This is a genomic window from Aeromonas sp. QDB18 (assembly GCF_027705325.1).
Classification (GTDB): domain Bacteria; phylum Pseudomonadota; class Gammaproteobacteria; order Enterobacterales; family Aeromonadaceae; genus Aeromonas; species Aeromonas caviae.
The window spans coordinates 49,596-65,388 of the sequence record NZ_JAPDBQ010000001.1; the positions used below are offsets into that span (position 1 = coordinate 49,596).

Sequence of the window (15,793 nt, forward strand, 5' to 3'; positions counted from 1 at the left end):
TTATCAGACAAGCGTGAGCAAACCAGCATGAGCAAACAAGAGAGATACGCCGGCGCCAGTGCGCTGCAAGGCCTGAGCTTGGGGCAGCAGTCCGCCTACATCAGCCAGTACACCCCGAGTCTGCTGCAGCCCGTGCCACGCAGCCTAAACCGCGACGATCTTGGCCTGAGAGGTGAACTGCCGTTCCAGGGGTGCGACGTCTGGACCCTGTATGAACTCTCCTGGCTCAATGCCAAAGGCAAGCCCGTGGTTGCCATCGGGGAGGTCTTTGTGCCGGCCACCAGCCCGAATCTCATCGAGTCCAAGTCGTTCAAGCTTTACCTGAACTCCTTCAACCAGACCCGTTGCGACTCCCTGGAGGCGGTGCAGGCGCTGCTGGTTCAGGACCTGAGTGGCTGCGCTGGTGCCCCGGTGAGCGTCACCCTCTTCACCCTCGACCAGGCCCCCCACCAGATAGCCCAGTTGCCCGGTGAGTGCATCGACAGCCTGGATATCGAGGTGGACGGCTACGAGTTTGACGAGACCCTGCTGCAAGGGGCCGCCGGTCACGAGATCGTGGAGGAGACCCTGCACAGCCACCTGCTCAAGTCCAACTGCCTGGTGACCAGCCAGCCGGACTGGGGATCCGTGGTGATCCACTATCGCGGCCCGCGTCTCGACCGGGAGAAGCTGTTGCGCTACCTCATCTCGTTCCGCCAGCACAACGAGTTCCACGAGCAGTGCATCGAGCGCATCTTTACCGATCTCAAGCACTTCTGCGCCCCGGAAAAACTGACCGTCCATGCCCGTTACACCCGCCGCGGCGGTCTGGACATCAACCCCTTCCGCAGCGACTGGGAGCCGGTTCCGGCGAACCTGCGCCTCATTCGCCAGTAATCACCGGCGCAGCCATCCTGCGGGCTGCGGCCCGCTGCGCATCACCTCAGTAAACTCTGGACGGGCGGGGGTGGGCTTGGATAACATGCCTGCACCTCCGTGCCGTTCTTAATCCAATGAATCAACTGTTTTTTCTGGCAATGATGATGTCCTCCCTGTCGGCTCCTGATCTGGATCTGGCCAAGGAGCAGTTGTCCATCGACCTGCAGCAGGCCCAGACCCTGGTGCTGACCGATCCCGCCAGATGTGCCCAGATTGCCACCTCCTTCCTCGAACGCACGGCCAACAATCCCAAGCAGATCATCAGCAACCGTCAGGAGTACGGCTATCGCGAGCCGATGCTTAACTACGGTACCGCCACCCAGACCACGGGCGCCTATCTGCTCAAGGGGGAGTGTCTGCAGCAGCTAGGGCAGTTCGCTCAGGCACAGGAGTCCTTTGAGCAGGGCATCGCCATGGCCGAGAAAGAGCAGCAGTTCGAGCTGCAGGCCCATGGGCTCTATCTGCTGGTTCGAAGCCGCAACCTGCAACAGCATACCCATGGCGCCGCGGCCCCCCTGCTCGACAAACTCGACAAACTGCTGGCCAATCCCGACCTCAAGGAGAGCCAGTTGCAGGTCTACAGCCGCTTGCTGCGCGTCAACGCCAGCATAGAGGAGCGGCAATTCGATCTCGCCAAACAGCAGCTGGCCGAGACCCGCAAATGGGCGGATCACGCCAAACAGCCTCTGGCCAGGGCCTGGACCAGCGCCGTGGGCGGGGATCTCTATCAGGCTCTGGGTCAGCCCCAGCTTGCACTGGGGGAGTACATCGAAGCACAACAGCAAGCCAAGCCCCTGCAGGATCCCCTCTTCCTCGGCCTGCTCTCGAACCAGATGGTCAGCCTCTATCAGGAAGAGCAGGAGCCACAAAAAGCGCTGCAATACGCCAGCGAGGCGGCCAACTATTTTCATGCTCTCGGCAATCCTTCCATGCTGAGCGACGCCCTGATCGTGCTCGCCCGCCTCAACCGCGATCAGGGCGAGATGAACATGGCGCTGGTCTATTTCTTCAATGCCCTCGACCTGCTGGACGAGAGCAGCCACCGTACCCGCATCGCCCACCTCAAGTTCGAGATAGGCAAGACCTACCTGCAGACCGGCAACCTCAACCTGGCGCGAAACTACCTGAACGCCGCACGCCAGTCCCATGAGCTGGGGGATGACAAGGAGTCGCTCATCGACACCCTGCTGTTGCTGGGAGAGCTGCACCTCAAGCAGCAGGAGGCGGGCATCGCCATCCTGCAGTTGGAGAACGCTCTCACCCTGGCCAACCGGATTGGGGACATCCGGCGCCAATTCGAGATCTTCCGCCTGCTCTCCGTCGCCTATGAGCAGAAGGGTTACCTCCAGCAGGCCCTGGAGAGCTACAAGAATTACCACCAGCGCAGCGAACTGGTTCGCCAGCAACAGCTAGCGCTGGAGCAGGAGGCGGTGCGCGACAACTACGCCCAGGTGGAGCGGGTGCAACAGGTCAAGGAGCTGGAACAGCAACTCGACGCCAGCCAGCACCAGCAGGAGCGATACCTCTGGACCAGCGTCAGCACCGGGCTGCTGCTGGCACTCTTCATCTATCTGTTCTTCACCCTCTGGCTGAAACTGCGGGTCGCACGCCTTCATGCCAAACAGCTGGGAGAGGCCCTGCTGGTAGAGCCGCGCAGCGGCCTAGCCAACTGGCAGCGACTGATGAGCCGCTGGCCGCGGGAGATGGCCAAGCGCCAGCAGAAATCCGAGCGCTGGTACCTGAGCGAACGCCCCACCAGCGAATTTGACGACAAGCTGCACTACCTGCTGTTCCGGGTTCCCTTCCTGATCAACAGCCTGGAGCAACACGGCTATCAGGTCAGCCGCGAGATAGAGCAGGCCTTCGGCCGCTACGTCAACGAACTGACCCCGCAGGATGGCCGCATCTACGACCTGCGCGAAGGCCACTTGCTCTATGTGGTGCCCCAGCGCCACGTGGCCCAGTTGCATCAGCTGGCCCAGACCCTGCTCGACACCCTGGCAGCCTTCCCCTGCGAGCACACGCTGGACAGGCGCATCAGCCTCGGCATCGTCAGCCATCCCTTCCTGCCCAAGGCAGCAATGGCCCTCGATCACCACGGCCTGTTCGATCTCTGCTACCTGGCCCTCTCGGGTGCCATTCAGCTCAGCGAAAAATGCCAGCAGAGCGTCTGGCTTGAGCTGGCCGCCATCGATTGCCAGCAGGCCGCATTTTTTAACGGAGATGTGTGGCAATGCTGCTTGATGGCAATTGACAAGGGACTGGTAAAAGTAAATTCTTCTCATGAAAAGCAATGGGTTAACTGGCTTGCGCTTTCACGGACGAAGGTTGCGGACAATCCGTGACAAAAAGGTACTCAACGGGGTCTTTGATTGGCTTTCTGTTGCTGGACGAAACAAAAACGATAATGACAACAGGGCGACCTGAAGAATGAATGATATGGCTGCCGTAACAGGACAACTGGCAAGACTCAGGGAATCCCTCCAGCAGAAACAGCAGGAGCTTGACGGCATGGCGAGCTTCTCCGATGCCGAACGCACCCGCAGTATCCAGTTCATCGGCAAGCTGATGCAAGCCTGTCGTGGCCACGATCGCGAGCTCGACAACCGGCTCGCCAAGCTCAAGCAGAAACTTGAAGGCAACCCTCCGCTCACCTCCATCGATGCCGATCTGATCGCCATCGAGAAGCTGTTGCAGCAGCACAGCCACACCATGGAAGAGTCCATCAGCCTGACCCGGGCAGCCATCGATCTCGGCAGCAAACAGCTCAAAACCATCAAGGGGTTTCCGGAAGATACCCGCCGCGCCCTCAAGGAGTTTCTCGCCAGCCCGGAGAGTTACGGCATCGGCGATCACCAGAAGAAGGTGATCCGGCTGCTGGAGTTCTACCAGCAGGCGATCAAGATCCAGCTGCTGCCGCGCAAGCCGCTGATCCCCCCTTCGGCGGAGATCCCCACCGAGCTCTCCAGCCCGGCCCCTACCGACTCCTTTGACATCAAGGCACATGCCCAGATTTCAGACGAGTTGCAGCGTCTCATCACCGAGCTCGACTTTGCCGGCGCCGTGGGCGAGAGCCTCGCAGACATCCGCCGCCAGTTGCTCGGGGGCATCACCCCTGCCCTGCTGGCCGAAGTCTGCCTGCAGATCATCGAACTCATCATCGAGGGTACCCGGGAAGAGCGCAAAGCCTCCCAGGCGTTTCTCAGCACCCTGAACGAGAGTCTCTCCTCGGTCCATTACAGCTTTACCGAATCCCTGGATGAAGGGCGGGCGCTGCAAAATGCCGCCCATCTCAGCGGACAGGCGCTGGAGCGGGAACTCGCCGCCATCGATCGCGCCATGGCAGCCCATGACTCGCCACAGATACTCAGGGGCGCCATCTCTGGGCATCTGGACACTATCCGCCGGCTGCAGCAGGAGCGGGAGGAGATGGCCAACCGCGAGCGCCACCTGCTCACCCACCTCTCCAACATGGAAGCCAAGCTCAGGTTGATGAAGGACGAGACCGCCGAGTACAAGAAGCGGCTCACCATCCAGAAACACAAGCTCTTCCTCGACAGCCTGACCCAGGTACACAACCGGGCGGCCCTGGACGAGCGGCTCGAGCTCGAATACAAACGCTGGCTACGCTATGGCACCCCCCTGTGCCTGGCCATCATCGACATCGACCACTTCAAGCACATCAATGACAATTACGGCCACATGGCCGGCGACAAGGCATTGAAGGTGGTTGCCAAGGCCCTGCAGAACGCCTTGCGCGACACCGACTTCATCGCCCGCTTTGGCGGTGAGGAGTTCGTGGTCCTGCTGCCGAACATCAATCCGGACAAGTACCAGAAGCCGCTGGAGAACCTGCGTCAGACCATCAAGAGCATCCCGTTCCGCTTTCGCGATGCCAGGGTAGAGATTACCATCTCCATCGGCGCCACCCTGTTTCGGACCGGCGACCATACCACGGATGCGTTCGAGCGCGCCGACAAGGCGCTCTACAGTTCCAAGCACTCCGGCCGGGATCAAGTCAATCTCGCCTGAATCCGCTTTGAGGGGCGGCTAAAAAAGCGGCAAACGCACAGTCCCCCTATTCCCCTGCCCACCCCCTTGCCTCTACTATCGAACCCGAGGGATGCCAAAGCATCCCGTTTTCTCCCCAGGGAAAGCACAACGATAACAAGCGAGTGAAAGGGGAAATTATGATTACACACATCAATCCCGTGGGCAGCATGGACCTGCTGTCCCAGCTTGAGGTGGATCGCCTCAAGCAGACGGCCTCCAGCGATATCTATCAACTGTTTCGCAACTGCTCGCTGGCGGTCCTCAACTCCGGCAGCCATACCGACAGTTCCAAAGAGATACTGGAACGTTTCAAATCCTTCGATATTCACGTGATCCGGCGCGAGCGCGGGGTCAAGCTCGAGCTGTTCAACGCCCCCGAGCACGCCTTCGTCGACGGCGAGATCATCCGCGGCATCCAGGAGCACCTGTTCTCCGTGCTGCGGGACATTCTCTATGTGTCGACCCAGCTCGAGTCCAATCGTCTGGTCAACCTGACCAGCTCCACCCATATCTCCAACGTGGTGTTCGCCATCCTGCGCAACGCCAAGGCGATCCTGCCCGGCGCCGATCCCAACCTGGTGGTCTGCTGGGGCGGCCACTCCATCAACGAGGTGGAATACCAGTACACCCGGGCAGTGGGTAGCGAGCTGGGTCTGCGCGAGCTCAACATCTGTACCGGCTGCGGTCCGGGCGCCATGGAGGGCCCCATGAAAGGGGCCGCCGTCGGCCACGCCAAGCAGCGGGTGCGCAACGGCCGTTACATCGGTCTCACCGAGCCTTCCATCATCGCCGCCGAACCGCCGAACCCCATCGTCAACGAGCTGGTGATCCTGCCGGACATCGAGAAGCGGCTGGAAGCCTTCGTGCGTCTGGGTCACGGCATCATCATCTTCCCGGGCGGGGTCGGAACTGCCGAGGAGCTGCTCTACCTGCTCGGCATCATGATGCACCCGGCCAACGATCGCCAACCCATCCCCATCGTGCTGACCGGCCCGAAAGAAAGTGCCGACTACTTCCGCGCCATCGACGACTTCGTCAAGGCGACCCTGGGGGAAGCCGCCACCAGTCTCTACCGGATCATCATCGGCGATGCGCCCGAGGTGGCCCGCGTGATGAAGGAGGCGATGCCGAAGATCCGCGAATACCGCAAGTCGGTGGGAGATGCCTACTCCTTCAACTGGTCCCTGCGGATCGAGCCCGAGTTCCAGCTGCCGTTCGAGCCGGATCACGCCAGCATGGCCAGCCTGGATCTGCATCGCAACCAGCCGCCCCAGCTGCTGGCAGCCAACCTGCGCCGCGCCTTCTCAGGCATCGTCGCAGGCAACGTCAAGGAAGGGGGCATCAGGGCCATCGAGAAGAAGGGTCCCTTCAAGCTGCACGGCGACAAGGAGCTGATGCACCTGATGGACAGGTTGCTGGAAAGCTTCGTCAAGCAGCAGCGCATGAAGCTGCCGGGCAGCCAGTACGTTCCCTGCTACGAGATAGTCAAATAGCCGGGACACCACAATGCACCGGAGGGGCCCATGGGCCCCTCTTTCATTGACTGGTCTTCTACGGGGTTAGCAGAAGACGCCACCATTGTTACAATGGTACTCCCCGACGCCCGGAGTGCCCCATGCCACACCTGCTCATCATCGATGCCCTCAACCTCATCCGCCGACTGCACGCGGTGCAGAGCCAGCAGGGACTGACCCCGGCCCAGGCCCTGCTCGCCACCCGAGCCAACCTCATCAACACCTGCAAGAAGCTCCTGGCAGCCAGCGAGCCGACCCACGCCATCGCGGTCTTTGACGGTGAGGTCCACAGCTGGCGCAAGACGCTCTATCCCCCCTACAAGGAGGGCCGCACCCCCATGCCGGATGAGCTGAGGGAAGGGCTTGCCGACCTGCAGGACGCCTTCTGGGAGTGCGGTGTGGATGCCCTGCTCTCCCAGACCGACGAGGCGGACGATCTCATCGCCACCCTGGCAAGCGGCATTGCCCAGCACGGCGCCAGCGCCACCATCATCTCCACCGACAAGGGGTTCTGCCAGCTCATCTGCCCGCAGATCCGGGTGCGGGATTACTTCAACAAACGCTGGCTGGATGCCGCCTTCGTCCAGCAGCAGTACGGCGTTACACCGACCCAGCTTGTGGACTTCTGGGCCCTGACCGGTATCAGCGGCTCCAACATCAAGGGGGTGCCCGGCATTGGCCCCAAGACCGCCACCCAGTTGCTGCAGCAATACGGGGACCTGGCTGCCATGCTGGAGGCCTGTGAGCGGGAGGAGGCCACCAGACCCCTGCTCAAGCTGCACCAGCACCGGGAAGAGGCCCTGCTGGCCCAACGCCTGGTCCGGCTGCAGCACGATATCCCGCTCGGGTTCAACCTGCGGGAGATCCGCTACCCTCCCGTCCCTGATGCCGGGGCGTGATCCCCAGCACACCATTTCCCAAGACAGGCCGTACCTGTTGACATAAATGGGTAAAATGTAAAGAAACATGGAGGATGTGGTGCAAAAATGGTATAAAGCCGACGAATCCTCCCCCTCTGTTCCCTAGAAGTGGATACGCCTCATGTCAAAAAGAAAGATTACCGTCATCCCGGGCGACGGCATCGGCCCCAGCATCATCGAATCCGCCATCCAGATCTTGACCCACGCGGGTTGTGACTTCGACTACGAATACGCAGACGCCGGTCTGGTAGCCCTGGAAAAACATGGCGAGCTGCTGCCCCAGGCCACCCTCGATCTGATCGAGAAGAACAAGGTCAGCCTGAAAGGCCCGCTCACCACTCCGGTCGGCGGCGGCTTCACCTCCATCAACGTCTCTCTGCGCAAGAAGTTCAATCTCTACGCCAACGTGCGCCCCGTCCTCTCCTTCAAGGGCACCAAGAGCCGTTACGACAACATCGACATCATCACGGTGCGCGAAAACACCGAAGGCATGTACTCCGGTGCCGGCCAGAAGCGCAGCGATGACAACCAGAGCGCCGAGGCGATGAGCATCATCACCCGGGAAGGGGCCGAGCGCATCGTCACCTTCGCCTTCGAGCTGGCGCGCCAGGAAGGACGCAAGAAGGTCACCATCATCCACAAGGCCAACATCCTCAAGTCCACCTCCGGCCTGTTCCTGGAAGTGGCCCGTCAGGTCGCGGCCCGCTACCCGGACATCCAGAACGAGGAGATGATCGTCGACGCCGCCTGCATGAACCTGGTGATGTACCCGGAGCGCTTCGATGTGATGGTCACCACCAACCTGTTCGGCGACATTCTCTCGGATCTCTGTGCCGGTCTGGTGGGGGGGCTGGGCATGGCGCCAGGCGCCAACATCGGTGAAGGGGCCGCCATCTTCGAAGCGGTACACGGCTCTGCGCCGGACATCGCCGGCAAGAACATCGCCAACCCCACCTCGGTGATCCTCGCCTCCATCCAGATGCTGGAATATCTCGGCATGCAGGACAAGGCGGAGCGCATTCGCGAGGCCGTGCGGGCGACCATCGAGTCCGGTGATCGGGTGACCCGTGACCTGGGGGGCACTGCGTCCACCAGCGAATTCACCCAGGCCATCATCGACCGTCTATAAATAGAGTCCAACCATATGATTTTAAAAGGGAGCTCGGCTCCCTTTGTTTTATGCCAACGCCTCCCTACCTCCCTCGCCAGATGAATACTATGTTGATATGAGGGATAAGGAGATCCACCATGCGTGCTACTTTCATCTTGCTGATCGTCAGCAGCAGTGCCACGGCATTAGACAGGCCAGTCGACAATGCCTGGTTGACGCCGCCTCCCCAGCACGAGGCGCCAGCCAAGCAGACCTGGCAATCCACCCTGGATACCAACGATCTGCTCAAACAGCCCAAGCCGCTCTCTCTGGGGGTGGATATCACCACCGACAGCAACGGTAATCGGCAGATCACCCCCTATCAGAAACTGAACCTCACGGCAGAGAAGAGCGTCAGCCTCTCCTTCGAAAAGCAAAAGCCCAGGATCAAGTTCAACGCTGGCGGCATCAACACCTCGGTCAAGCTTCGCGGAGATGGCGTCAAGATGCAGTTCAACCCCAGTGACAAGACCATTCCCCTGCAAATTGAGCTGAAGATCACCGACGACGAGTCCATGATGCGTCTGGACTACCGCTTCTGATGACCCAGACACAAAAAAACCGGACGTCACCGTCCGGTTTTTTCATGCCCTGTTCCCGATGCTGCTTCAGGACTTGGGTGCCAGCTTGGAGACCCAGAACTTGTTGTAGACGTGCACCGTGATCTCTTCGCGATCGTGATAGAGCTGTTTGGCCTGAATGATGAAACCGCCGTCGATGTCGGCCAGCAGTCCGCGCAGCACCTCGATGTTGTGCACCGCCTCGGCATAGCGCTTCTTCATCGGCAGCTTGAGGTTGAACATGGCTTCCTGACAGTCGTTCTCCCTAAACCAGTCGGCCACCATGTGGGTCACCCGAGCCGGCTTGTCCACCATGTCGCACACCAGCCAGTAGGTATTCTTCTTGCTCGGCCGCCACACGAAACCATCGTCACGGATGTGCTTCACCTGACCTGTGTCCATCAGGGATTGGGCCATCATGCCGTTGTCCACCGCCGTCACCATCATGCCGCGACGCACCAGCTGATAGGTCCAGCCACCCGGGCAGGCGCCGAGATCCACCGCCTTCAGGCCGGAGCACAGGCGCAAGTCCCACTCTTCCTTCGGCACGAAGACGTAGAACGCCTCTTCCAGCTTGAGGCTGGAGCGGCTCGGGGCATCGGCCGGGAATCGCAGGCGCGGGATCCCCATGTGGAAGGCGGAGTTGTTGAAGGAGTAGGAGTACCCCAGCATCAGGTGGTCATTGGCCAGGAAGAAGGCGTGGAACACGGGACGGTTCGGGGTCTCCTTCTTGGTCAGGATCTCGTTGCTGCGCAGCGCCTGGCGAAGCGGCACGGTGAACTTGCGGCAAAAGGCGGAGAGCTCCTTCGCCTCGTTGGTGTCGGCCGTCTCCACCCGCAGATCCCCGCAGATGGCGTAGCCACTCGCCGCCTCCAGGATGGGAGAGATCCGATCGCTTATTTCCAGATCTTTCAGCTCGTGGGTCACCACCAGCATCTGGCGAATGAAGATGAGCTCGCGGAACGGCAGCTTGCGCGCCAGCAGATCGGCCTGCTCCTCGTCATACAACTCGAAGATCACATAGCCGCTGTCGTCCTTGACCCGGGCAAAGCCGTAGCACTGCATGTTGCCGGCACGCTCGGTGATCTCTGCCGCCGCCTCTTTCTCAAAACCCGGGCGGCAATAAAGCAGCAGATTATTCATTCTTTCCTCCAAGACGACAGCCGGCCCACATCAGAGCCGCCCATCCCAACATAAAACAGAGGCCACCGGCCGGGGTGATGAGCCCCAGCCCCTTGCTGCCAAGCAGCACCATGGCGTAAATACTGCCGGAGAATCCCAGGATCCCCAGCACAAAGACGGCGCCCGCGAAGGTGATCACCTTGCCGCGCACGCCGCACAACCCCAGCACCAGCAGGGCCAGGGCGTGGAAAAACTGGTATTGCACGGCGGTGTTGAACGCCGCCAGCAACGAAGGAGCAATGCCGGTCGCCGCCAGCCCGTGAGCGCCGTAGGCCCCGAGCATGGTGGCCGTCAGGCCGAAGAAGCCCGCCAGCACCAGCCAATGTCGTTGGATCTGCATCTTCTCTCCTTGCACGCTTCTTCTCTCGACCCGCTCGAGATGGTCAGGAGCGGCCCACCGCCGCGATAAAACCCTTGATCCGCTCCGCGGCCAGTCGCAGGTTCTCCTGCTCGCTCATGCCGCTCGCCTTTCTCGGTTTGAAACCATGATCCCCGTCGGTCAGCCAGTGGACCGATACGGCGGGTGAGAAGGGGAAATCGGCCAGCTCGGCGCGAGAACCGAAGGTATCACGCTCCCCCTGCAGCAGCAGCGTGGGCGTCGTGATCAGCTTGAGCACCTCGCCCCGCCATGCGTCGGGCTTGGCCGGGGGGTGGAAAGGATACCCGAGAACGATCAATCCTGCAGCATCCATCTCGTCGTCCCCCTCGCAAAACAGCTCGGCCGCCATCCTCCCCCCCATGGACTTGCCCGCCAGAAACAGCCGGGGATGGGCAAACTGACGCACCATCTCGCGCCAGTGAGCCAGCAGCACGGGTTGTCTGTCCGGCGGCCTGCGTTTGCCGTCCTGAGCCCGTTTGATCATATAGGGGAAGTTGAAGCGCACCACCTCGATATCCGGCCCCGCCAGCAGTCGCGACAACTCGGCCAGGAAGCCGTGCTCCATGCCCGCCCCCGCGCCGTGGGCCAGCAGAATGCGAACGGGGGCGTCACTCGCCCCCTCTCTTGTCAGGTCAGTCACCAAGTCAACTCCTCAGGCATCGGCAAGGCGGGCACGCCTGCGGGCCTCTTCCTGCTCCACCAGTTCCAGCATCCAGTCGCGAAAAGCCACTATCTTGCCCTGATCGGACTGCTGCTCCTGACACACCAGATAGAAAGCGTTCTTGCTCACCAGCACCTGTTCGAACGGGCAGATGAGACGACCCGCCTCGATCTCCGGCTGGGCCAGAACGCTGTGGCCGAGCGCCACCCCCTGACCGTGGATCGCCGCCTGGATCACCATGGTGGAGTGGCTGAAGATGGGCCCCTGATTGACATTGGGGGCGTCGATGTCGAGCTGGCGGAACCAGGCCTTCCAGTCGCGCCGGGAGGTGTCGTGCAGCAGGGTGTGACGGGTCAGATCGTCCGGGGTGCGCAGGGGCTTGGGGCCGGTCAGCAACAGGGGCGAGCAGACCGGGATCAGGTACTCGGTGTGCAGTTTGTCCGAACGAAGACCCGGCCAGTTGCCGCGGCCGTAGTAGATGGCCACGTCCACGTCGTCGGTCAGCGACCCCTCGTCCATGTCCACCGCCTTGATCCGCACATCGATGTCCGGGTGGCGTTCGCTGAACTTGACCAGGCGGGGCACCAGCCACTGGATGGCGAAGCTCGGCTGCAGGGAGACGGTGAGCGCCCCCTTGGCGCTGCGGGCCAGCAGCTTGTCGGTCGCCTCGGAGATGGAGGCGAAGATGTCCTTGATGTCGAGGAAGTAGCTCTGCCCCTCCTCGGTCAGCAGCAGGGAGCGATTCTTGCGGCGAAACAGCTTGATGCCGAGATACTCCTCCAGCGCCTTGATCTGGTGGCTGATGGCTGCCTGGGTCACGAACAGCTCTTCTGCTGCGCGGGTAAAGCTCAAGTGACGAGCCGCGGCTTCAAACGCTTTCAGTGCATTGAGCGGAGGTAAACGACGAGACATGGAATCGGCCGACGATGAATTTTTCTAATGGGGCGCATTATAAATTGTCGGTTGCGGGTCGACCAGTGAATAAACATAATTCGCCACGCAATTCGTTGTCATATGGCTCACACCTTCTCTTCCATGTTGGTTTACATGTGGTTTTTGTGAGTGAGTCGACAGTGATTGTGGTGTTGTGTTTCTTCCTCTGCGGGAAGAAGGGCTAAATCAGGTCGATTTAACCCAGTCTGTCATCTGAATGTGTTTGGCGCCTCCGGTTGGATGGCGCCTTTTTTCTTATCCTCCCCTACACCCGGAACTGGCCCACCAGTTGCTGCTGCTTGTCCGCCAGTTGCGACAGCTCGCGCCCGTTGTCAGCGGAGGTCGCCGCTTCCGCCCGAATGGTATGGCTCACATCGCGAATGTTGCTGACGTTGCGATTGATCTCGTCCGCCACGCCGCTCTGCTCCTGCGCGGCCCTCGCGATCTGCTCATTCATCTGGTGGATGGTGCCGACCGCCTGGATGATCTGCTCCAGCACGCTGACCGACTGCTCCACCTTGGTGAGGGTCAGATCCGCCTGGTGATGACTGGTCAGGATCGCCTTCACCACCGCCTCCGTCCCCGACTGCAACTGGCCGATGAGGTTCTGGATCTCGACGATGGCGTTCTGGGTTCGGCCCGCCAGGTTGCGCACCTCGTCGGCGACCACCGCAAAACCGCGCCCCTGCTCACCGGCTCGGGCCGCCTCGATGGCCGCGTTCAGAGCCAGCAGGTTGGTCTGCTCGGCAATCCCCTGGATCACCACCAGGATGTCGTTGATGTTGTCGCTGTTGGCAGAGAGGTGCTCCACCACTGGTTTGGCATCGCTTATCACCGTCATCAGTCTGGACATGGCCTCCTGGGTCTGCGCCACCACGGACTTGCCCTCCTGGGCCGCCGTGTCGGCCTCATCGGCCGCCGCCACCGCCGCATTGGCATTGCCAGCGACCTGCAGGGCGGTAGCGCTCAACTCTTCAAACGCGGTCGCCACCAGATCCACCTCCTGATACTGGGACTGCATGCCGGCGCTGGTACGGGCTGCCCCTTGCGCCGCCAGGGCCGCACTGGCCCGAGTGCCCGCAACGGTGTCGATCACCTCGCTGATGGTGGACTGCAGCTTGTCCAGAAACTTGTTGAACCACTTGGCCAGCTCGCCTATCTCGTCATCCCTGCGCAGATCGATGCGCTGGGTGAGATCCCCCTCCCCGCTGGCGATGTCCTTGAGGCGTGCCACCACGGCGCGGATGGGCGCCACGATGCGCTGGGCCATCAGCCAGATGCAGAGCAGGGCGAGCGCCGAAATCCCGCCACCTATGGTGAGCTGGGTGGCCACGCTGCGCTGGGCCTGATCCTCAAGCTCCCCTTGCAGTTGCAGGGCTGAGGCGAGCACCACGGCGCGGGGCAGCTCGATATAGGTGCCCCACTTGCGATCCGTACCGCGCATGCTGACCGGCACGAAGGTCTGCAACAGTGCGCCATCCGGGCTCCAGCGCGTCACCACATCTCCCTTGGTCAGCCACCCCTTGAGATCCTGCGCCAGCCCTTGCTGCTCCAGCAGATTGCCAAGGGCGACGGGGAACCCTTCCACGCCGGCCACCCGCCCTTCACTGCTGAGCAGAAGCACCTTGCCCTGCCCCTTGTAGAGGGTCCGGCCCATCTCTTCCACCAGGCTCTGCAGGGTCCCCAGGGAGATGTCGACCCCCACCATGCCAAGCAGGGAGCCCTGGTCCAGCAGCGGCACGGTTACCGAGGTCATCAACACCTGCTGGGTCCCCACCTCGTCCACATTGGGTTCGAGCAGACAGAGCGCCTTGCTGCGGATGCTGCAACTGTACCAGTCGTTCTCAAGGCCGCCGTGTCCGGAGGGCTTGTCGTTGGCCAGTATCGCCTCGTCCATCACCTCCAGGGTCACCTTGCCATCGACCCTGGCCCAATAGCTGGAGAAACGCCCCTTGTCGTTGGCCCCGAGCGCCGTCGACCCCTGATAGTTGTCATCCTCCCCGTCGAGCTGGTTGGGTTCGAATACCGCATAGACACCGAGCAGGTTCGCTGACGACTCCGCCGCATCCTGCAACTGCTGGTTGACGGCATTGCGCAGCGCCTCGGAGTGAACGAAGTTGTCGGCCGCGTTCTTGCGCTGGAACAAGATACCCTCGGCAAGCAGGGTCGCCCTGAAGTAAGCCTCATCGAGGTAGCTGGTCACCCGGGCTGCCTGGGTCGCTCCCATGGCCTGCATCCAGTTTTCTGCCGCGTGCTGCCCCTCCAGGGTGGTGGAGGTGAGCACCTGCTCCTGCATGCGGGCCGCGTTGAAAAGAGAAGAAGCCACCAGCGCGACGGCACTGGCCAGCAGACAGCAACCGGCGATCAGGGTGATCCGTCCCTGAACAGAAAGAGAACTCATGCCACTATTTCCTAACGTCTACAGATGTGAACACTGTATCGGTTTTGGATACAAAAACTTAACTAAATCAGCAGAAATCCAGGCTTAATTGATTGATTTCACCCGCTCCGGGCAAACCAACGACCAGACCGAGCAGGCGAATGGGCTTTCCTTGAGCCCGTTGCAGTCCCTCGTGCAGCAGATCGTGGAAGCGGGCCGCCTGATAACTCCCCTTGCGATAAACGGTGGTCTGGTGAAAATCGGCAAACTTCAGCTTGATCCCCTGCCCCATCAGCATCTCCGCAGGGCAGGCCTTGGCAAAACGCTGCTCCAGCTCGGGAATGAGCCGGCTAAGCACCTGCCAGCAGGCGTCCTCGTCCAGCACGTCGCTGGCGAGCGTCGTCTCCACACCGATGCTCTTGCGCACCCGCCTGGCCTGCACCGGCTGATCGTCATGCCCCCAGATGCGGCCGGCCAGCATCTCCCCGAGCTTGCCGAAACGGGCGATCAGCTCCTCGTTGCCGAGCTGGCGGGCATCTTCGCACGAATACAGCCCGAGGGACTCCAGCCGCTCTGCCGTCTTGCGGCCGATGCCGGGCAACTTGCCAAGAGGGAGCTGACGCACGAACTCGTCCACCTCCTGGGGGCGGATGACGAACAGGCCGTCAGGCTTGCGCTGCTCCGAGGCGAGCTTGGCCAGAAACTTGTTCGGCGCCACACCGGCCGAGGCAGTCAACCCAAGCTCGGCGCTGATGGCGGCGCGGATCTCCGCCGCCATCATGGTGGCGCTGCCACCGCAGCGGGGACTCTGGGTCACGTCGAGATAGGCTTCATCGAGGGAGAGCGGCTCCACCTGCTCGGTGTAGCGCAGGAAGATGGCGCGCAACTGGCGCGAAGTTTCTTTGTAGACGGCCATCCGCCCGGGGATCAGCACCAATGGCGGACAAAGCTTTCTGGCCAGGGCGCTCGGCATGGCGGAGCGCACCCCGAAGCGGCGCGCCACGTAGTTGCAGGTGGAGATGACCCCGCGTCGGTCGGCGGCGCCACCAATGGCGAGCGGCACCTCCCTGAGGGCCGGGTTGTCCCGCATCTCCACCGCGGCGAAGAAGCAGTCCATGTCGATGTGAATGATCTTGCGCATGG

General features: G+C 61.6%; 13 protein-coding genes. 7 read left to right on the top strand and 6 right to left on the bottom strand.

Annotated elements, in window-relative coordinates; translation table 11 throughout:
- Positions 1-27 precede the first annotated feature (27 nt).
- The 7 genes from queF to OKC30_RS00260 all read left to right on the top strand — a co-directional run bounded on the left by queF (position 28) and on the right by OKC30_RS00260 (position 9,097).
- Positions 28-876 (top strand): NADPH-dependent 7-cyano-7-deazaguanine reductase QueF, encoded by an 849-nt coding sequence (gene queF / locus OKC30_RS00230; protein ID WP_221435977.1) that lies wholly within the window; start codon positions 28-30, stop codon positions 874-876.
- Positions 877-992: 116 nt separating this feature from the next.
- A complete protein-coding gene (locus OKC30_RS00235; protein WP_223933247.1) occupies positions 993-3,263 on the top strand; it encodes a hypothetical protein in 2,271 nt (756 codons plus the stop codon).
- A gap of 85 nt (positions 3,264-3,348) precedes the next feature.
- Positions 3,349-4,950, top strand: coding sequence for a GGDEF domain-containing protein (locus OKC30_RS00240; protein WP_029313929.1), 1,602 nt, complete (start codon positions 3,349-3,351; stop codon positions 4,948-4,950).
- Between the two features lie 158 nt (positions 4,951-5,108).
- Entirely contained in the window at positions 5,109-6,464 is a 1,356-nt protein-coding gene (ppnN, locus tag OKC30_RS00245; RefSeq protein WP_010673382.1) for a nucleotide 5'-monophosphate nucleosidase PpnN, read from the top strand.
- A 122-nt stretch (positions 6,465-6,586) separates the two neighbouring features.
- Positions 6,587-7,384 (top strand): flap endonuclease Xni, encoded by a 798-nt coding sequence (gene xni, locus OKC30_RS00250; RefSeq protein ID WP_223933249.1) that lies wholly within the window; start codon positions 6,587-6,589, stop codon positions 7,382-7,384.
- A 142-nt stretch (positions 7,385-7,526) separates the two neighbouring features.
- Positions 7,527-8,534: an isocitrate dehydrogenase gene (locus OKC30_RS00255; protein ID WP_010673380.1), complete on the top strand. Its 1,008-nt coding sequence runs from the start codon at positions 7,527-7,529 to the stop codon at positions 8,532-8,534.
- 119 nt (positions 8,535-8,653) lie between these two features.
- A complete protein-coding gene (locus OKC30_RS00260) occupies positions 8,654-9,097 on the top strand; it encodes a hypothetical protein (protein WP_010673379.1) in 444 nt (147 codons plus the stop codon).
- A 66-nt stretch (positions 9,098-9,163) separates the two neighbouring features.
- Here the strand turns inward: OKC30_RS00260 and rlmM are convergent, their stop codons facing one another.
- The 6 genes from rlmM to dinB all read right to left on the bottom strand — a co-directional run bounded on the left by rlmM (position 9,164) and on the right by dinB (position 15,791).
- Entirely contained in the window at positions 9,164-10,258 is a 1,095-nt protein-coding gene (gene rlmM, locus OKC30_RS00265) for a 23S rRNA (cytidine(2498)-2'-O)-methyltransferase RlmM (RefSeq protein ID WP_203764446.1), read from the bottom strand.
- Positions 10,251-10,637, bottom strand: a complete 387-nt coding sequence (locus OKC30_RS00270) for a DUF423 domain-containing protein (RefSeq protein ID WP_010673377.1) — start codon at positions 10,635-10,637, stop codon at positions 10,251-10,253. The genes rlmM and OKC30_RS00270 overlap by 8 nt, the downstream gene beginning before the upstream one ends.
- 43 nt (positions 10,638-10,680) lie before the next feature.
- Positions 10,681-11,316, bottom strand: coding sequence for an alpha/beta fold hydrolase (locus OKC30_RS00275; protein WP_069785574.1), 636 nt, complete (start codon positions 11,314-11,316; stop codon positions 10,681-10,683).
- 12 nt (positions 11,317-11,328) lie between these two features.
- Entirely contained in the window at positions 11,329-12,249 is a 921-nt protein-coding gene (locus tag OKC30_RS00280; protein WP_029313926.1) for a transcriptional regulator GcvA, read from the bottom strand.
- Positions 12,250-12,535: 286 nt separating this feature from the next.
- Complete coding sequence (locus OKC30_RS00285; RefSeq protein WP_223933251.1) at positions 12,536-14,671, bottom strand: methyl-accepting chemotaxis protein; 2,136 nt, start codon at positions 14,669-14,671, stop codon at positions 12,536-12,538.
- Positions 14,672-14,738: 67 nt separating this feature from the next.
- Entirely contained in the window at positions 14,739-15,791 is a 1,053-nt protein-coding gene (gene dinB / locus OKC30_RS00290) for a DNA polymerase IV (RefSeq protein WP_119197399.1), read from the bottom strand.
- Between the last annotated feature and the right edge of the window lie 2 nt (positions 15,792-15,793).